The sequence below is a fragment of the Candidatus Kuenenia sp. genome, from assembly GCF_027493735.1.
In the GTDB taxonomy this organism is placed as follows: domain Bacteria; phylum Planctomycetota; class Brocadiia; order Brocadiales; family Brocadiaceae; genus Kuenenia; species Kuenenia stuttgartiensis_A.
On sequence record NZ_JAOSKF010000023.1, the window covers coordinates 56,659 to 74,216 of the forward strand.

Genomic DNA, 17,558 nt, shown 5'->3' on the forward strand with positions numbered 1-17,558 from the left:
AGCCATTGCCCTTGGGGCATTTTGTGTGCGTATTTGAGAATGGTCTTCACGGAAGGAGGTATCACGCACATAATGAAGTCCATTTTCTATTGACCAGTGTCCGCGGGAAAACTTAAGAATGGTTTTGGGACTTGCTTTTTGTTGTGTCAGGCTGGTAATACCGTAAACAATTTCCTCGGTCTTTTTGCCGGTCTTGACTTTTGTAAATATTCTATGAATGCAAAATACCTGCTTAACGTAGGGGAAATCAAGTTATTCGTTTAATTCGGTGCTGGTCCAAATCCTGCGGATTTCAATGCGGCCATGGCCTTTTTCAATTGTTTCGTGCTGAGGGGGGAAAAGAACTGAGATTCAGTTCCTTGATGGCTTGTTTTATGGTTTTTTGATTATCTTTCACCGTGAATATATATTCTGCCTTTTTGTCTTCTACCAGATAACGGGCGGTTTCCTTTTGCGCATGTAAGGCATCGAAAGTAACGACACGGTCTTTTATGTCTAAATCATCAAACAATACCGGAACCATCGGTATTTCGTTTGTTTTGCGGTCTACCTGAGTTTGTGCGAGAACTATACCCTGTTTATGAAGAAAAGCGGCAAGCAAATGTACCTGTTTGCCGTCAGGCTGTCTTGCACCGCAAAGGGTTTTCCCGTCAACCGCAATGGGCAGGCTTTTATCACCTACAGATTGAAACCAACGCGAGAGGACTTTATCAACTGCTTCTGCATCCACCTGCTGTAAGAAACGCCTGATGGTAGGTTCACTCGGTGGTTCGTATCGTTTCGTTTTTGTATTATAACGGCAGGAGAGACGTTTGAGCATATTTTGCGGACAACGCTTTGCCCACTCTGCAATGGCGGCAAAGCTCCAGGCATTGCAGATGATAGCACAGATAGAAATTGCCAGGATAGAACGTTTCCTGTGGCGAACGCCTCTGGGCATGCGATGTTCAGGGATTTGCTGCAATAATTCGTCAAGAAATTCCGCATCTTTTAAAGATAATTTCATAGGCTTTGTCTCCTTTCTTAATTGTATGGTAAGATTAAGGTTGTTAAGTTGTTTTTGGACTTGTGCTTTCAATGAGCGAACAAAGACCATCTTTGGCTTATTGTGCAGAAGATAGCCTTGTGATGATCTGGCAAAACCGGTTGAATGTCCTAAAAAATCCATCCTGCGGCCTTATAGCAGACGCCTTTAAAAAAACGAGGATCGACAAAGGTCTCCACAAGCCAGATTGGATGCCCATAGACCTTAGTCCAGTCTTGTGATAAGCGCTTAAGGTTAAGAGAAAGAATACGGGAGGCAAGGTTTGGTACGTGTATCTGAGGAAGGATCAGGAAACGTGAGTTGTTTGCTATGAGTTTCAGTCGTTGCGATTTTAAAAATGGCGGCCATCCAATCCACTTATCGCGAACGGTACATTTTAATGCTGCGGCAGCCCAGCCGATCAAGGCAAGCCATTGTCCCTGTGATTCCGCTACGTAGCGAATTGATTCTCCTACGAGAGAATGAAATCCAAGGTAATGATGCTGGCGCATCAGTGTGTCCCAATTTGCCTGGTCGTTTTGTGAAACAGGACGAACGGTAATTGAATGAAGTAGTTCGTTGTGTGTGTTATCGATTGGTGTTGTATGCTGGTTCATGCCCTATAATATAAAATATTTTAGGGGGAATGTCCACGTTTTTTTACATATCTTTGTATATTATGTGCTTATGGAAAACTTTGACAGCGCCGTGGGTGTGTCATAGGACGTACCAACAATAACTGTCCCTAGATTAGTCAGCAATTCATAGATACCAAACGGACATCCAACACCAATTGCCTGAGAACGAAAATCATGCAGGCCAAAACTCTCGTTTACTATTTTTGTCCACGCCTTGCCCTCATTTCTGAAATTACCTATCAATTCCTTTTTCTTACTGTCAACACTGATTATTGGCTGACCAGAATCTTCAAAATACTTTTTTGTCTCATTAATAATTTCAAACTGTCTATTACGGTCCGGATGACGTGTCTCTGCTATCGTTTTGCGATTTACCCTCAGAGAATAATCCATGTCCTTAAGAAGCTTGCTAACTGTTGTTGCACATACGCTTAGCTGGTAGGCTGGAGGCCATTAGCCTCCAACCCCCACTCGTCGCCAGATACTTTGGACAACGTGACAAAGCATCCTTTTTAAACCATACGTCTTTCTCGTAGTCAGCGACCCCGAAGTGTTGCTCTATAACAGAGAAAAGTCAAACATCATGCTTTAGCACACGCCTTAAGAAATTCTCTTTCGAATGAGAGTAACCCCATTTTAAAGAATCGGTGAACAGGGAAACGCTTGTTGTCTGTTCTCCATTTTCTTGAGAACTTGAAACATCTCAGTCTCATGCGTACCCAACAGTCTAATGAGCGATATACCTTTTGTACATTGCCCAGCCGAAAATAGTTGACATGCCCACGAATTACAGGGTTTAATGTATCAACAATGGCTTGCAGATTGACGCCCTGTGTACGTCTGGTGATGTCTCTGATGTTGTTCCTTCGGCAGGCTCAGGACAGGCTCTTGAGTTTGTTCAGTGATTTCGTGCTTATACCCTTATACTTGCCCTTGAAATCGTATCCGAGAAACCTGAAACCTCTTTCGAAGTTGGTGAGCTTGGTTTTATCCTCGCTCAGCTTCATTCCAAGTTTCCCTGCAATGATTTCTTTGACATAGCTGAGGGCGGCTGGGAGTTCATCTTTTGTTTTAGTCATGACAACGAAATCATCGGCGTATCGGACAAACTTATATCCAGCCTTTTCAAGTTCCTTGTCGATGATGTCACCGATAAGGTTTGCAAGCAAAGGGGAAATGACGCCTCCTTGCGGAGTGCCTTTGTTTGTCTCGTGCACGATGCCGTCCTCCATGACCCCTGCTTTGAGCATGTTCTCAATACTGTTCAAAACCCATCCATCAGCGATTTTCTCACGTAAGGAGTCCATAATAAGCTTATGGGGTATGGTGTCATAGAATGCCATTATATCGGCATCAAGGACGCTGGTATACCCTTCCTGCTTATACTGTTCAAGCCGTTTGATAGCATCGTGACAGCATCTGTCAGGGCGAAATCCAAAGCTGTTATCTGAGAATCCTTTCTCAAATATTGGCTCTATGATTTGCCTGAACGCCTGCTGTACAATCCTGTCCTTAACAATGGGAATGCCAAGAGGTCTCTTGTCATGCCTGCCTTTGGGGATGTATACCCGCAGGACAGGCGCAGGGTTGTATATGGCAGTCTTGAGTTCCTGATGGATACTCATGATATTCACATCAAGATTGGACTCAAATTGCTTAATACTTACCCTGTCAAGACCAGCTTTGCCTTTATTCTTCTTTACGTGTTTGAAAGCAGCATAAAGGTTTTTCAGACTAAACACCTTGTCTCTTAATGAATGATACTTAAGCATCTCTCGATATATTCCTTTCGATTGATTACGGATAATAGATTTGTCAATCGTGTTTCCTGGGTACGGATTCTCCCAAACATAGGCAAAAACAAGAGAGGCTCTTGTTACTGCTTACCTACGCAAAAGAGTTTCTTTTCTCATTGAACGTATTCAATCTGCCACTTTCATCAATTCCACTACGGTTATGCCCCTTTCATTTCCGATTCACACCGGAAACTATTATGAGCAATGCTGACGACTTCAAAGATAGACTTGTGAGAGAAGCTTGTCTATCACCATCTCATACAGCTCGGACTTCGGAATTTCCTTATACCTTGCTGTTAGGGAATTTTGCCCAAGGCGTAAGTCCTCCCCCGGTCATATGGATTACCCCTTTTCCCTTCGTGATGTATGTTCAAACGCATTAACCAGAGATGGTTTTACTTAATCTGTTTATCCATCTCCAACAAAGGACATTGTCAGTGCTTCGCTGAGAAATGGCAGTTGGCACGGAATAACACGCCACACTCATACACCCCAAAAGGTCGTCTGTACCTCGTAACTCCGTCATACCCCTCACGGGTATATGCTATCTTTCTACGCATACGGATTGCTCCATTGTGTGCGCATAGGCACAAACTTCTCTACGAGGATTAGGCTCGCAGAGGTGGTATTTTCAACCACTCAGGTATTCCATACTTCAAGGCACACACACCTCTATCACCGCATTCTTTTTTTGTAACCGTTCACGGGCAATAATGGCAATAATTTAGAGTTGCCCGCTGCGCCGTAATTTTTTTAGAAAAAAAGTTGCGTTCCGGTTCCTGATGATTTATAGTTTCGGGAATGGAAACAACCATAACATATCGGAGGCGGTCAGTCTCCCCGGAAGATATCGAGACCATCAGGCGGATCATTGAGGCGCATCCTGGCAAAAGCAGACGCTTCATTTCTTAGGAAGTTTGCAGGGAATGGGACTGGCGGCAGTCGAATGGTGTTCTTAAAGATATGGTCTGCCGAAGCCTGCTTCTTGTATTGGAGTCAAAAGGCCTCATTAAGCTGCCACACAGGAAATTCACTCCTGCCAACCCGCTTGCAGAACGAAAGAAACCATCCGGAGTAACAGTCGACAACACGTCCATTTATGGTTCTCTTGCCGATCTGTTTCCCATCAACCTTGAGCAGGTTCGCAGAACTCCCTTTGAGAAGATATTCAATGGTCTTGTAAGCGAATACCATTATCTTGGCTATACCCAACCCATTGGAGAGCACCTCAAATATATGGCCTTTTCCGGTGGCCGCCCCGTTGCATGTCTGGCATGGGGCTCTGCGCCATGGTATATCGGTGCGAGAGATCGTTTTATTGGCTGGAGTAAAAAGGCCAGAGAAAGGAATCTTCACCTGATCGCCAATAATCTCCGTTTTTTGATCCTGCCATGGGTACAGGTATCATGCTTAGCCTCATATCTGCTGGCATCTAACCGTCGGCGTCTGTCACAAGATTGGCAAGATCTATACAACCATCCGGTTTATCTACTTGAAACCTTTGTGGACACAGAACGATATCATGGTACCTGCTACAAGGCAGATAACTGGATATGTGTGGGCCAGACAACTGGTCTGGGCAAACTTAGTAAATCGCGCGAACCGCTACTTTCCAAAAAGGCCGTTTATGTCTATCCCCTGACTAAACATTTTCGCCGGGAGTTATGCTATGACGCCTGATGACGCATTGGCATTGTATAATGCAGGGCCTAAAGTTGTAATCAAAATACTGTGTGATTTAAGCAACACTGTTGAATCTCAAAAAGAGCAGATAACTCTCCTGGAAGCCAAGGTCGCCAGGCTTTCAAAGAACTCCTCCAATTCCGGCAAACGGCCTTCTTCCGATGATATTACAAAGCCCAATAAGAAGAAAAAGAAGAGTACCAGAAAAATAGGAGGACAACCCGGACACAAGAAACATGAGCGTCCATTATTTTCTGACAAAGAGATTGATAAGGTTCATTCCTACATATTACCTGCCTGTCCGGACTGCAAAGGGGAAGTCGCCATAATGGACGGCAAACCGCGTGTCATTCAACAGGTTGAATTGATTGAAGTCCCTTTGAGTAGAGAAGAACACCGCTCATATCCGGTATGGTGTCAGACATGTCTCAAGACTCATTATATGCCATTCCCTCCTGACGTTTATAAAGAGGGGTTGTTCAAAGAACGCTTAACATCGCTGATAGCCTACATGAAAAATGTCCTCCACGCATCATTTTCTACCATCAGGAAGTATATCAGAGATGTCCTTGGAGAAAAGATATCCCGGGGATATTTGCGTAAAGTCATATGTAAGGTATCCCGGTCTCTTGAAGCTCCGTACAACGAATTGCTCAATCGTCTTCCTTTAGAGACAGTCGTAAATTTAGACGAAACCGGCCATAAGGAAAATGGCGATAAATTCTGGACATGGGTTTTCAAAGCCGATCTTTACGTGCTCTTCAAGATTGACAAGTCCCGTGGTTCAAAGGTCTTGATCGACGTTTTGGGTAAAGAGTTTAACGGGGTGCTGGGTTGTGACTATTTTTCTGCATATCGGAAGTACATGAATGATTTTAACGTCTCAATACAGTTTTGTATTGCCCATTTGATTCGGGATATCCGGTTCTTAACCACTTTAAAGGACCGGGAAACAAAGGTTTATGGCCAAAAACTCCTCGATGAAGTCAAAAACATGTTTAAAGTCATTCATAACCGTAAAAGCATGACGTCAGAAACCTTTACGTCTGCACTCGAGTATGCCAAAGAACAAATCATCGCGGCGGCGTTAAGCAATGTTCCAAGCAAGTTGAACAAAAATGGTAAAGAGGAGAAAAGGGAAGCCCAAAATATGGCAAATCGCTTTCGTCGTCATGGAAAAGCATATTTTGAATTTATCACAACACCTGGCATAGATCCTACCAACAATGTGGCAGAACAAGCTATACGGTTTGTGGTGATAGATCGTCATGTAACGCAGGGTACGCGCAGCGAAAAGGGAAGACAGAGCAACGAACGTTTATGGACTGTTATAGCGACATGTTCTTTGCAAGGCCGGTCAGCTTTCAATTTCATCCTGGAGGCGGTCAAAGCATTTTTTTGTGATCAGCCTCCCCCTTCACTACTACCCGATTCCTCCTGACAATCATACCCCTCCTTGTCCAGCAGCTATCCGCTCAACTTTTCTATAGCACATGGATCTCGTATTGTGTTATAAAATTACCGTTCAGTCTCAACTACAAATGCATGGATGGAATCCGTATGCCCCCTGTGAACGGTTACAATTATTTTTAGAACTTGCATTTCTATTTGTTTGTGGATTATTATGAAAACGTAAAGATTGACAACCTTCATCATACGCTTAATGGAGTATTTTTGTCGTTATTGTACGAAAAGAAAAAATGAAATTTTTTACCCGGAAGTCTTTATTAAGAAAAGTATTCTATAGCATTCTGGCAGTGTGGTTTCTCTTATGCATATTGCCGGGTGATTGTTTATTATTGGGATGCACGGAAGAAGGTACTTCACATTGCAATGAAGAACCTTCTGTTGTCTCTTCCTATGATAATGATCATACTGCTGCCCCCGGAAATGCTTCACACTGTTCCACCTGTTGTGTGCTTTGCGCACATAATCTTATCTTATACACATCCCATTATCATTCAAATACGCACATGGACCTCATTGGCAATTGTGCGTTCATCCCTACAAACCGCTTTAACGCTATTTTTCAAACCATTATATTTCGCCCACCGCGAACAATCGCAGAACCTTTCTGATTTTCTACTCATTATTTAATTTTAACGCTTCACAGGGACACTATTTCCCCAAAATGGCAATAGCATAATCTTTTTCTACCGGTATGTTATCAGTTTATTTGACATGCAGGTACTGGAATGCTGTACAGTCGGCAATCAACAATTAGCAGTCGGCAGTCGGCAACCGGCAATCTACAGACGGCAAATTGTGGACTGTAGACTGTAGACTGTGGAAATTATTATAAAAACCTTAATTTATTGAGAAGTTACGTTAAATTCATGTAGTGCGACGAGGCTCGCCGCACTACAAATGGCACTTTCCCGTGTTGTCTCAATAAATAGGGGTAATGCATTTACATTCTTCGTATAAACCTTATAGCTGCTTACCTTTGTGCGGGTTTACCTATTTATTGAACTGATACTATTTAATTGTATTTTTTTACAAAAGGGCATGGTATGTTCACACATTTTTTTAACAGGCATAATTTTCAACGGTGTATTTCCAAGTATCATCTTCTTCTTGTTTGCTCATTTATTTACTTTAGCGCTTGCCATGAAATCGTCTGTGGGAACGATATACAAACACCGGCTAAAGCAATTTCTCTTAAAGAGGCAATAGACATTGCTCTTGAAAGAAACCCAGAACTGCAATCAATGAAAGATCAGGTAGAAGCACAAATTGGCTCATTGAAACAGGCTGGACTCTACCCAAATCCGGTAATTAACTTTCTGGCGGAAGAAATGCCTACAGATGAGATAGGGTTGAATGAGAGCCAAAACCAGGTATCAATAACCCAGCCCATCATTACCGGAGGGAAAAGAGGCCTTGCAATAAAAGTAAGCGAAAAAGCAAAGGAGAAAAACGAATTTGAACGGGATTCCTTTCTCCTCAGTGTTATTGCTGATACAAAAAAGGCATTTTACAAGGTGTTAGCAGGTCAGGAAAGTCACTCGGTAGCAAAGGAAACGGAAAAGATATCGAAAGATATTTATGAAAGTGAAAAGACACGGTTTGAAGCGGGAGAGGTTGCACTTACCAATGTATTCAGGGCAGAGGTGGAATTTTCAAAGGCAAAAAATCTGGTTTCCCGGACTGAAGGAGAGTTGCAAAACTCTTTCAGGGAATTGCAAACGATCATGGGTATCCCGGAGGCAACCGATTTTGATATCACCGGAAAACTGATAACGACACCCATGGAATTGTCGTTTCATGAACTTGAACAGAGTATGAAAAATAATCAGCCGCTTCTCAGGGTGTCTGAAAAGAATATAGAAATAGCGGAAGCCGGGTTACTGCTGGAACAAAGACAGGCCATACCGAATATCACCGTATCTGCAGGATATAAAAGACTTTCGCAGGAAGACGCTGATACCATTCAATTCAGCCTGGGGATACCCGCCCCTTTTTTCAACCGTAACCAGGGAAACATACAAAAAGGCAAAGCCCTTTCGAGAAAGGCAAAAAACGAAAGCATGTCGGTTTATCAGCAAATGCTGTTCGAGTTAAAAAAGAATTTCAACCTGTACAATATTGAAAGGAGACGCCTCATTGAATTTAAAAACAAGATTCTGCCAGGCACAGAAAAGGCCCTCTCCTTAATTACAAATGGCTATAAAGAGGGTGAGTTCGATTATATAGACCTGCTGGATACTCAGAGAATCTGGGCAGATACGAGGGTATCATATATCGATGTAATAAAACAACTAAACCTGATAATAGCCGATATCGAAAGACTGGCAGTTATCAAAATAGGGAAATAATAATGAGCATATGACACTTTCTTATAAGGAGAACATGGTGAATTATTGTATTTATTTACGGATGCACAACCCTCGTAAAACCATTATTTTATGGGGTATTATTCTTTTCTTTATCAGTTTTTTACCGGTAACAGATACTTTTGCCCAGAGAGAAGATGAACATGCATGCGAAAAGTCGTGTGGGGAAAAAGACGAACATATCCGGGAACAGACAAACAAAGATGAAAATAATCATGATCATAGTACTTCAGCCGGGGAAAATTTTTTGAATAGTACTGATTCTGGGCATGAACTCTACGAAAAACTTTTGAAAAAAGAATGCGAACATGATGTATCAATTATCAAATGTGATGAATGCCGTTATGAAGTTGGCGTCGTCAAGGTTGACCCGTCTCTTTTGGATGAAATCGTTATCATTGGCAAAGGAATGCCCATGGATATTGGTATTACGCATGAGGCAACCGGAGAAGTGGGACCCAACCAGGATCGTTTTGTTATAGTTTCGCCAAGAATATCAGGGGTAGTGAAAGAAGTATTTGTTGATTGGGGAGATCAGGTAAAGGAAGGGCAGAAATTAGCGCTATTGGATAGTATAGAACTCGGCGAAGCAAGGGCGGATTACCTGAAGGCTGCGGCCATGCTGAAACTGGCGGAAAAGAATTATTCGAGAGAAAAGGAACTTTACGGAAAAAATATTACTTCGGGAAAACATTTCTTTGATGCGGAGAATGCCCACGAACAGTCACACATAGAATTAAATGCCCTGATGGAAAAATTGCTTCTCATGGGTCAGGAAGAAGGGAGCATTAGACAGATGCAGGAAAAACTGCTCCTGATGGATCAGGAAGAAGTGGATATAAAGCACACGGCAGAAGCGGAGAAACATGTATCTTCGTTATTTACGCTCACCGCCCCTTTTGATGGAACCGTTATTGACAAGAAGGTCGCGGTTGGCGAACTCAAAAATGCCTTTGATCCGATGCTTACCATCGCAGACCTCACACAACTGTGGGTATGGTTTGACGTCTATGAGAAGGATATTCCAAAGGTAAGAATGGGAAATAAGGCGATGGTATCGGTAGCTTCTTATCCGGAAGAACAGTTCGAAGGGAACGTGACTTATATCGGGAATACCATAGACGAAAAGACACGCACCGTAAAGGTCCGTATCGAGGTTGCTAATCATCACGAAAAATTGAAACCCGGTATGTTTGCAAGGGTGCTGCTTCAGGTAGATGATGCCAAAAGCGCTGTTGGATTACCGGAAGAAGCGGTACAGGTTGATGGGCAGGAGCGATTCGTCTTTGTGCCACTCAAAGACGGCTATTTCATTCGGCGCAACGTGATACTGGGAACGCGGTTGAACGGGTATGTAAAAGTCGTCAGTGGTTTAGAGGAAAACGACCCGGTGGTTGTCAAAGGAGGTTTCCTGCTTAAATCCGAAACGATGAAAGAAAAATTTGGCGAAGGATGTGGAGGACATTAAACGTATGTTGAACAAACTGATTGAAGGTACATTACAGCAGAAATTTCTGATTATTCTTACCGTATGCGCCATTATCGGACTCGGTATATTTTATCTGAAAAAGCTGCCCATTGACGCAGTCCCCGATATATCACCCAACCAGGTACAAATCAATACCGAAGTGCCGGGGCTCGGACCGGTTGAAATGGAAAAACTCATATCGTTTCCCATCGAGTTCTCCATGAGCAGTTTGCCGGGGGTGAAAGAAATACGGTCACTTTCAAAAACCGGGCTTTCCCAGGTGCTTGTCTTTTTTGAAGACAACATCGATATTTATTTTGCCCGCCAACTGGTGCTGGAACGGTTGCAAACTGCAAAGGAACAACTCCCTCAACTCTTAAACGCCCAACCGGAAATGGGACCGGTCAGCACCGGCCTTGGCGAAATCTATCAATATGTAGTTACCGCTGAGAATAAGGACGCCATGGAACTGAGGACCATTCAGGACTGGATGATTACCCCACGACTGCTGCTTATCCCGGGCGTCAACGAGGTGAACAGCTTTGGCGGTTTTGTAAAACAATACCAGGTATTAATCGACCCGAATAAACTTATCACTTACAACGTTACCCTTCGCCAGGTATTTGATGCCCTGACCGCCAACAATGTCAATGCCGGCGGGCAATACATAGAACATGCCTCGGAGCAATATCTGGTACGGGGAATTGGCCTGATCAATACCATACAGGACATTGAGAATATTGTAGTTCATGCCACAAGGGAAGGTACCCCCGTTTATGTTAAAAATCTGGCGGAGGTAAAGCTGGGCTCAGAGGTCCGCTATGGCGCCGTTACCAAGGATGGCAAAGGGGAAGTAGTAACAGGCATTGCCATGATGCTAAAAGGGGAAAATAGCCGCACTGTTGTGGAGGCGATAAAACAGAAGGTAAAAGAGATCAGACAAAGCCTGCCGAAAGGTGTTGATATGATCCCGTTCTATGACCGGGCAGGCCTGGTCAACAATGTTATTCACACGGTATTTACCAACATTGGCACAGGTGTTCTCCTGGTAATTGGCGTGCTTATTCTTTTCCTGGGAAATTTGAGAGGGGCACTTTTGCTTGCGTTCTCTATTCCGCTCACGGCATTTTTAACCTTTACCGGTATGTATCATCTGGGCATTGCGGCTACCGTAATGAGTTTGGGCGCTCTTGATTTTGGCATGATCATTGACGGCCCTGTCGTTATGGTGGAAAACATTATCAGAAGACTTTCTCTCAGAAAGAAAACCGGCGATTCCGACCTGGTAATACGCTCTTCTGCACAAGAAGTAGCCCGTCCCATTCTCTTTGCTATCGCCATTATTATTATCGTATATTTACCCATTATGACCCTGCAGGGTATTGAAGGCATGATGTTCAGACCTATGGCCTTCACCATGGCCATTGCCCTCCTTAGTTCTCTCTTTGTTGCCCTATTTATTATGCCGCCCTTATGTTCCGTGGTTTTTAAAAAAGGCATAAAAGCCCATAAGATGAAGGTATCCTCCCTTCAATCGAAAGGAAACGATACGCATAGTCTGGTAACAGAAGTATCATCGGAAGAAACGGATAATCGTGTTATTCGATTTCTAAAAAGGTATTATGGCCCCTTATTACAAAAGACGATAGCCCATCCAGTGATAACAACCATTGCCGCTGCTTCATGCTTCTTTTTAAGCCTTATTCTTGTACAATTTTTAGGTTCCGAGTTTATACCGAAACTGGACGAAGGCGCTATTGCTATAAATGTCAATCGGCTCCCCAGTATCTCACTGATGGAATCGGTGGAGAGCTGTAAGTTGATAGAAAAGACCCTTTTGAAATACCCTGAGGTGAAAACCGTAGTATCCAAGACTGGAAGGCCGGAAATAGCAACCGACCCTATGGGTCAGCAAATCAGCGATGTATTTGTCATACTCAAACCAAAGAGTACATGGCGTAAAGGATGGACAAAGGAAGCGCTCATTGCAAAAATGAAAGAAGACCTGGAAAAGATTCCCGGCATGAGGTATAGCTTTTCTCAACCCATAGAACTCCGGGTCAGCGAAATGATTGCCGGCGTTCGCTCGGATATCGCTATCTGGTTGTATGGTGAAGACTACGAAATATTACTCCCAAAGGCAGGGGAGATCAATGCGGTTATTACGTCTGTCCCTGGCGCCAGCGAGGTAAGGACGGAACAGGTAACCGGTTTGCCTGCGATAGAGATAGAAATTGACCGCAAGGCAATTGCCCGTTATGGCATCAACGTCTCAGACGTACAGGATATTATAGAAATAGCCATTGGTGGTAAAGCAGCCACTCAGGTACTTGAAGGCGTAATGAGATTTGATCTTTTAGTACGGTATACTGAGGAAACGAGGAATGATGTTGAGAAGATAAAAAATATCCTGGTGAGCGCTCCCAGCGGCGTGCGGGTGCCGCTAAGCCAGTTGGCCGATATCTCTGTAGTAGAAGGACCTGCGCAGATAAGCCGTCAAAACGGAAAACGCCGCATTGTGGTGGAATGCAACGTCCGCGGCAGGGATATCGGGAGTTTTGTCGCTGAGGCGCAAAAGAATATACAGGAAAACGTTGAACTTCCTGCCGGATATTATCTGAACTGGGGAGGCCAGTTTGAAAATATGCAACAGGCAAGGAAACGCCTGGCAGTTGTCGTTCCCATCGCCATGGGTCTCATTTTTATACTCCTCTATACAAGCTTCAATTCCTTTAGAAACGCCATCCTTATCTATATTAACGTCCCCTTTGCGGCGACGGGTGGGATTATTGCATTGTTCTTACGTGATATGCACCTCAGTATAACTGCGGGGGTAGCATTTATTGCCCTTTTCGGCTTGTGCGTATTGAACGGTACGGTTATGGTTTCTTATATAAATGAATTACGGGAAAGTGGTATGAGGATGAAAGAATCTGTTATAGAGGGTGCATTAACACGGCTCAGACCCGTCCTGATGACCGTTACAACCGATATTATCGGGTTTATGCCTATGGCCATATCCACCGATGTTGGTGCGGAAGTGCAAAAACCCTTTGCCACCGTTATCATTGGGGGGTTATGTTTTTCAACATTCCTTACCCTTTTTGTTATTCCCGCTCTCTACGAATGGTTTCCAAAAAAGATAGAGACAACATAAAATAATTTTCCGTAGAGATTACAGAGGTTGCGGAAAAGAATAGGAACTTAGGAGTAAGGTACGTCACCTTGAAGAATCGCTATAGTACCTTGTGAAAGAAAAGATTTCTAACGCAAAAGAGGAAAACCATGGAAAAGATCGAGATTACAAAGTCCATTTTCTTCTTTATCCTTGCCGGATTCTGCGAAATAGGCGGCGGATACCTCGTATGGCTCTGGCTAAGAGAGGAGAAGAGTATTTGGCTTGGTTTATTCGGAGCGATAGTACTGGTTATCTACGGAGTCATACCAACCTTCCAGCCTGCAAACTTTGGCCGTGTATACGCCGCCTATGGTGGTGTATTCATAGTTCTCTCCATTCTATGGGGATGGCAGGTTGATAAGATAGCTCCGGATAAATTTGATCTGATCGGTGGTCTTATTGCCCTTATTGGTGTGGTTATCATCATGTACTGGCCACGGGGATAACATGTTTTATTGAACGGTTACTAAATACTATAGTAAACGCTAAAAGAAAGTTGTCATTGCGAGGAGGAACAGTTGCGAGGCAAAGCCGAAGCAAACTATTGGTAAGATTCCTCACTTCGTTCGGAACAGGCTCCTCAATCTCATGGCATGGATTGCTTCGCTGTCGCTCGCAATGACGGATTCATGTCAACTTATTTAGGATGTTTACTATTGAAATTATTCCTTACAAAGGAAGTCTGTAATTTTTTGGTAAAGCATCCTCTCGCTGGAGCGGATGTCTTTGATTTCTTCGTAAAGTTCGTCAAAATATCTGGCGCTGAATCGGGAGCCATATTTGAATCTGTCGCTATCCAGCACATAACCTTTGTGGATATAGCTTTTGAGGATTTCTGTTGCCCACTGCCTAAACTGGATGCCTCTTTCAGAATTGACACGGTAACCAACCGCAATAATTGCTTCCAATGAATAAAAGGAGGCGCTTCTTTTTACCTCTCTGTTTCCTTCTTGTTGAACTTGTAAGAAATCCTTACAAGTTGCCGGATGATCAATTTCGCCGCTTTCATAGATATTTTTCAGAAGGTATGAAGCTACAATTTGTATCTTTATTAATCCTTACTATTGGTTGTATCTCTACAAAATTTCCGAATTTTATATTTGAATATTGTTTCTTCATACCCCAAACTTCCTAAAACTCTCATTCATCCATGGAGACGCAAAATCTTGCGTCTCTACCTGGGTGTTTAAAATCTCTATTGCGCTCTTTCTCACGACTTATCCCCCTTCCGCATCAGTTCCGCCTCGCGCTCTTCTTCTCTACTGCAGATGATTGTTTAATCCTGATGTCTATGAATTCTATATCCAGATTCGGAAAGTACGATCATAAATGATTTTTCAGTATTCAATAGCACTTTTTCGTTGTTCATAACTTCAGTAATATTTTTTGCAATTCAACCGTATATTTTCATCTGCGAGTATTTTCATGGTTACTCTTTATTTGCAAAAACATTAACCTCTTATCCCTGGAATTGTCTAGTGGCAAAATCCAGAGCTGCATCCAATCCTTCTTCTGTCAGTTTTGGATAACCCATGAGGATTTCCTCCCTGGTCATACCTGAAGTAATATTCTGCAGTATCAGAGCCACAGAGATTCTTGTGCCCTTGATAATAGGCTTTCCATTAAGAATTTTTGGGTCACATACAATATGACCTTTCTCCTGTTTCTTCATAAGGTTCTCCTTTAACACCGATTTTCACAGGCATGAAAACCATCATAAAAACACCCTAATCATGCCGTCCAGACAATTTCAATAGATTTTCCTCCAAGCCATGGAACAGCGAATGGAGTTTGTAATTTTTTTACTTCCATCAAAACCGGAGTATGTGCTCTTTTTCTTATTTTCACAAAAAACTTACCACCGTCATAAACGACCCTCCCCGGCATATCAATAAACTTCCTGAATATTGCAGGGGCAAGATTATTTTCAAAACGTCTCAGGTCGCATGCGAATCGATGATACAGGGTATCAGCAATCATTGTCCATAGAATGTCAAAATGAATACGGATCATAATAGGTGAAGACAGAGAGTTCAGATTGAAAAACATTACCAGTTCGGCTATTTTGTTTTCTATCCGCCATCGTTTAGCGTAAACTTCCAATACCCTTTGTAAGGACAGCTCTTTGCTATTGGTTAAAATAAATGTAGGGTTCTCCCGTCCGTGATCTTTCACCACTATTTGCCTGAAAATGTTTTTACAATCTTTAAGCCTGACTTCGCTTTCATAAACTGAGACGTTTTTATACTTTCGCTTTGGAACCGGAATATAAACTTTTTTCCATACCTCCTTTGGAAGTACCAATGTTTCCTTCACAAGGCCGGCATAACGTTTACGAAGCGTTATGAACTTTACCTTGTCATTTTCAAGATCGTCAAGGATATTGTAAGCCGTAAACTTGCAATCAAAAACAAGTGTTTCGCTAACATTGCCTTTTATATTTTTCCAGTAACTTACAAACTTTTTAACCTCTTGCGACTCTTCGCGCCGTAGTATATCAGCTCTTGTATATAAAACTGCATTGCTTTTACTATCAGACGCAATGATGGTATTAGCGCCTTTCATGGTCTTACCCTTAGACCCACACCAGATCTTTTCCATTTCGGATTCATCCCCATAATGCGGGATCGAGTGAAAATCAAGATTTATATAGTCGCTACTATAAAAGTCCGGATACTTTTTCCTGAAAAGCGAAACAACTTTGCTTTGCAAATTCATCAACTGAGTTTCAGAGCAACGGCATGAATAGGTGTTCATGTATGTAGGCTTCGGAAGAACGTTTAATCCGGCAAAAACTCCAAAGCCAGGTTCCTGGTCATAAGCACAAATATGGGTCAGCCTCCTCTCGCCTATTAATTTCAGCAGTAACATGGAAAGACAGGCTTGCGTCGATCCAATATCGCTTGATTCAGGCAACTTACATTCCTGCAACAAATCAAGGATACCGGATTCTATGATATAAGGGATAAAAAAGAAAACCCCGGCCGTGGGGCAATCCACATTAAGATATTCGAGTATCTCAAAATCCAGGTGTTCCGAACGTTCCGGTATGATTTTGTTTTTAAGAGTTTTTCCAAGTTCATTATTCGTTCTGCGTTTTAGTTTGCCGAACCCTGCGGTTTTCAGAATACGTTCTACTGTGATTGCAGATATATTGATCTCCTCTTCCGCAAGGCGGCTATGGATGTCGGTTGTCGATAGTCCCTGTTTCCTGTATTTGATAATTTTATCCTGAACATCACAAGTAGTCCTTTTCTTTTTAGGGCCCTTTCGCACGATAGGGAAAAGTTCTATTTTCCCTGCATTAACGTCTCTCATTAAAGAATAAACCGTGCCTGGCTTGTAACCAAATTTTGTTGCTACAGTCTCAACTGCCTGTTTGTCAATTACAATGGCCCTTACTGCTTCATATTGTTTTTGTCTTTGTGAAACAGGATTATTGAAATATGAAACTAGATTAAGTTTGCCATGTATTAGGGTGTTATTATGATGATTATGCATTTGTAATATTCTTGCTGAATACTGATAATACCGTCAAATACCTTCTATTTGAGAGGTATTTGCGCTTGCTAATTGGTTAATATTCAGAATTGTAGCACACTTATAATCATCAATCAAGCATTTTGTTCATCATATTATCACCCTAAAATCCCAAAATTTGCTGAAATTCCCGAATAATGCAAAAATGCCCTGATTTAAAAATGTAATTTGTTACTACTAACAGGCAAGTAATGAAATACAAGGCATAGACTATTTTGTAATATAAGTTTACAAGGTAAGGGCAAAATAAATTCATCGCTCTGCAGCCTTCAAACACAGACGACTTTAAGGGGTGTATTATGATGGTTTATGTGTGTGTGAAAATCGGTGTTAAATCAGTTCAGTTTCAAGATGCTTTAAAATTTCAATCTCCCCTTCAAGTTCAATAAACTGCA

General features: G+C 42.5%; 14 protein-coding genes and 1 pseudogene. 7 read left to right on the plus strand and 8 right to left on the minus strand.

Annotated elements, in window-relative coordinates:
* Nucleotides 1–313: 313 nt before the first annotated feature.
* The 5 genes and pseudogenes from M5U24_RS16410 to M5U24_RS16430 form a co-directional block, all read right to left on the minus strand.
* Nucleotides 314–1,168 carry an ISAs1 family transposase gene (locus tag M5U24_RS16410; RefSeq protein ID WP_298201247.1) on the minus strand — a complete coding sequence of 285 codons (855 nt, stop codon included), beginning with the start codon at nt 1,166–1,168 and terminating at the stop codon, nt 314–316.
* Entirely contained in the window at nt 1,156–1,641 is a 486-nt protein-coding gene (locus tag M5U24_RS16415; protein ID WP_298203020.1) for a Druantia anti-phage system protein DruA, read from the minus strand. Before M5U24_RS16415 ends, M5U24_RS16410 begins: the two co-directional genes overlap by 13 nt.
* Before the next feature lie 60 nt (nt 1,642–1,701).
* A pseudogene (locus M5U24_RS16420) lies at nt 1,702–2,082 on the minus strand (ISAzo13 family transposase); the annotation flags it as partial.
* A 455-nt stretch (nt 2,083–2,537) separates the two neighbouring features.
* The gene (gene ltrA, locus M5U24_RS16425; protein WP_099323530.1) at nt 2,538–3,434 is read right to left on the minus strand and encodes a group II intron reverse transcriptase/maturase; all 897 of its coding nucleotides are present in this window, start codon (nt 3,432–3,434) and stop codon (nt 2,538–2,540) included.
* A gap of 725 nt (nt 3,435–4,159) precedes the next feature.
* Nucleotides 4,160–4,330, minus strand: a complete 171-nt coding sequence (locus M5U24_RS16430) for a hypothetical protein (RefSeq protein WP_298203022.1) — start codon at nt 4,328–4,330, stop codon at nt 4,160–4,162.
* A gap of 91 nt (nt 4,331–4,421) precedes the next feature.
* Between M5U24_RS16430 and M5U24_RS16435 the strand changes: the two genes are divergently transcribed.
* From M5U24_RS16435 to M5U24_RS16465, 7 genes are all read left to right on the plus strand, one after another.
* The gene (locus M5U24_RS16435; protein ID WP_298203024.1) at nt 4,422–5,138 is read left to right on the plus strand and encodes a DUF4338 domain-containing protein; all 717 of its coding nucleotides are present in this window, start codon (nt 4,422–4,424) and stop codon (nt 5,136–5,138) included.
* Nucleotides 5,128–6,582, plus strand: coding sequence for an IS66-like element ISCku6 family transposase (locus M5U24_RS16440; protein WP_076612121.1), 1,455 nt, complete (start codon nt 5,128–5,130; stop codon nt 6,580–6,582). The genes M5U24_RS16435 and M5U24_RS16440 overlap by 11 nt, the downstream gene beginning before the upstream one ends.
* Before the next feature lie 259 nt (nt 6,583–6,841).
* Complete coding sequence (locus M5U24_RS16445; RefSeq protein WP_099326689.1) at nt 6,842–7,219, plus strand: hypothetical protein; 378 nt, start codon at nt 6,842–6,844, stop codon at nt 7,217–7,219.
* Between the two features lie 435 nt (nt 7,220–7,654).
* Complete coding sequence (locus M5U24_RS16450; protein WP_298203030.1) at nt 7,655–8,959, plus strand: TolC family protein; 1,305 nt, start codon at nt 7,655–7,657, stop codon at nt 8,957–8,959.
* A 34-nt stretch (nt 8,960–8,993) separates the two neighbouring features.
* Nucleotides 8,994–10,445 (plus strand): efflux RND transporter periplasmic adaptor subunit, encoded by a 1,452-nt coding sequence (locus M5U24_RS16455; protein ID WP_298203033.1) that lies wholly within the window; start codon nt 8,994–8,996, stop codon nt 10,443–10,445.
* A 4-nt stretch (nt 10,446–10,449) separates the two neighbouring features.
* A complete protein-coding gene (locus M5U24_RS16460; RefSeq protein ID WP_298203035.1) occupies nt 10,450–13,602 on the plus strand; it encodes an efflux RND transporter permease subunit in 3,153 nt (1,050 codons plus the stop codon).
* A 128-nt stretch (nt 13,603–13,730) separates the two neighbouring features.
* A complete protein-coding gene (locus M5U24_RS16465) occupies nt 13,731–14,069 on the plus strand; it encodes a YnfA family protein (protein ID WP_197705255.1) in 339 nt (112 codons plus the stop codon).
* A gap of 216 nt (nt 14,070–14,285) precedes the next feature.
* Here M5U24_RS16465 and rhuM read toward each other — a convergent pair whose 3' ends face one another.
* The 3 genes from rhuM to M5U24_RS16480 form a co-directional block, all read right to left on the minus strand.
* Nucleotides 14,286–14,675 (minus strand): RhuM family protein, encoded by a 390-nt coding sequence (gene rhuM, locus M5U24_RS16470; protein WP_099326693.1) that lies wholly within the window; start codon nt 14,673–14,675, stop codon nt 14,286–14,288.
* A gap of 407 nt (nt 14,676–15,082) precedes the next feature.
* Nucleotides 15,083–15,295, minus strand: a complete 213-nt coding sequence (locus tag M5U24_RS16475) for a DUF433 domain-containing protein (RefSeq protein ID WP_099326694.1) — start codon at nt 15,293–15,295, stop codon at nt 15,083–15,085.
* 59 nt (nt 15,296–15,354) lie between these two features.
* Complete coding sequence (locus M5U24_RS16480; protein WP_099326695.1) at nt 15,355–17,124, minus strand: transposase; 1,770 nt, start codon at nt 17,122–17,124, stop codon at nt 15,355–15,357.
* Nucleotides 17,125–17,558 lie beyond the last annotated feature (434 nt).

What these genes read in the sequence shown, in the direction of transcription:
- M5U24_RS16450 (WP_298203030.1), top strand. Translation starts at nt 7,655, where the DNA reads ATGTTCACACATTTTTTTAACAGGCATAATTTTCAACGGTGTATTTCC.
- M5U24_RS16430 (WP_298203022.1), bottom strand. Translation starts at nt 4,330, where the DNA reads ATGATCCGCCTGATGGTCTCGATATCTTCCGGGGAGACTGACCGCCTC.
- M5U24_RS16480 (WP_099326695.1), bottom strand. Translation starts at nt 17,124, where the DNA reads ATGCATAATCATCATAATAACACCCTAATACATGGCAAACTTAATCTA.
- M5U24_RS16415 (WP_298203020.1), bottom strand. Translation starts at nt 1,641, where the DNA reads ATGAACCAGCATACAACACCAATCGATAACACACACAACGAACTACTT.
- M5U24_RS16465 (WP_197705255.1), top strand. Translation starts at nt 13,731, where the DNA reads ATGGAAAAGATCGAGATTACAAAGTCCATTTTCTTCTTTATCCTTGCC.
- ltrA (WP_099323530.1), bottom strand. Translation starts at nt 3,434, where the DNA reads ATGCTTAAGTATCATTCATTAAGAGACAAGGTGTTTAGTCTGAAAAAC.
- M5U24_RS16475 (WP_099326694.1), bottom strand. Translation starts at nt 15,295, where the DNA reads ATGAAGAAACAGGAGAAAGGTCATATTGTATGTGACCCAAAAATTCTT.
- M5U24_RS16435 (WP_298203024.1), top strand. Translation starts at nt 4,422, where the DNA reads ATGGTCTGCCGAAGCCTGCTTCTTGTATTGGAGTCAAAAGGCCTCATT.
- M5U24_RS16440 (WP_076612121.1), top strand. Translation starts at nt 5,128, where the DNA reads ATGACGCCTGATGACGCATTGGCATTGTATAATGCAGGGCCTAAAGTT.
- M5U24_RS16410 (WP_298201247.1), bottom strand. Translation starts at nt 1,168, where the DNA reads ATGGATTTTTTAGGACATTCAACCGGTTTTGCCAGATCATCACAAGGC.
- M5U24_RS16455 (WP_298203033.1), top strand. Translation starts at nt 8,994, where the DNA reads ATGGTGAATTATTGTATTTATTTACGGATGCACAACCCTCGTAAAACC.
- M5U24_RS16445 (WP_099326689.1), top strand. Translation starts at nt 6,842, where the DNA reads ATGAAATTTTTTACCCGGAAGTCTTTATTAAGAAAAGTATTCTATAGC.
- M5U24_RS16460 (WP_298203035.1), top strand. Translation starts at nt 10,450, where the DNA reads ATGTTGAACAAACTGATTGAAGGTACATTACAGCAGAAATTTCTGATT.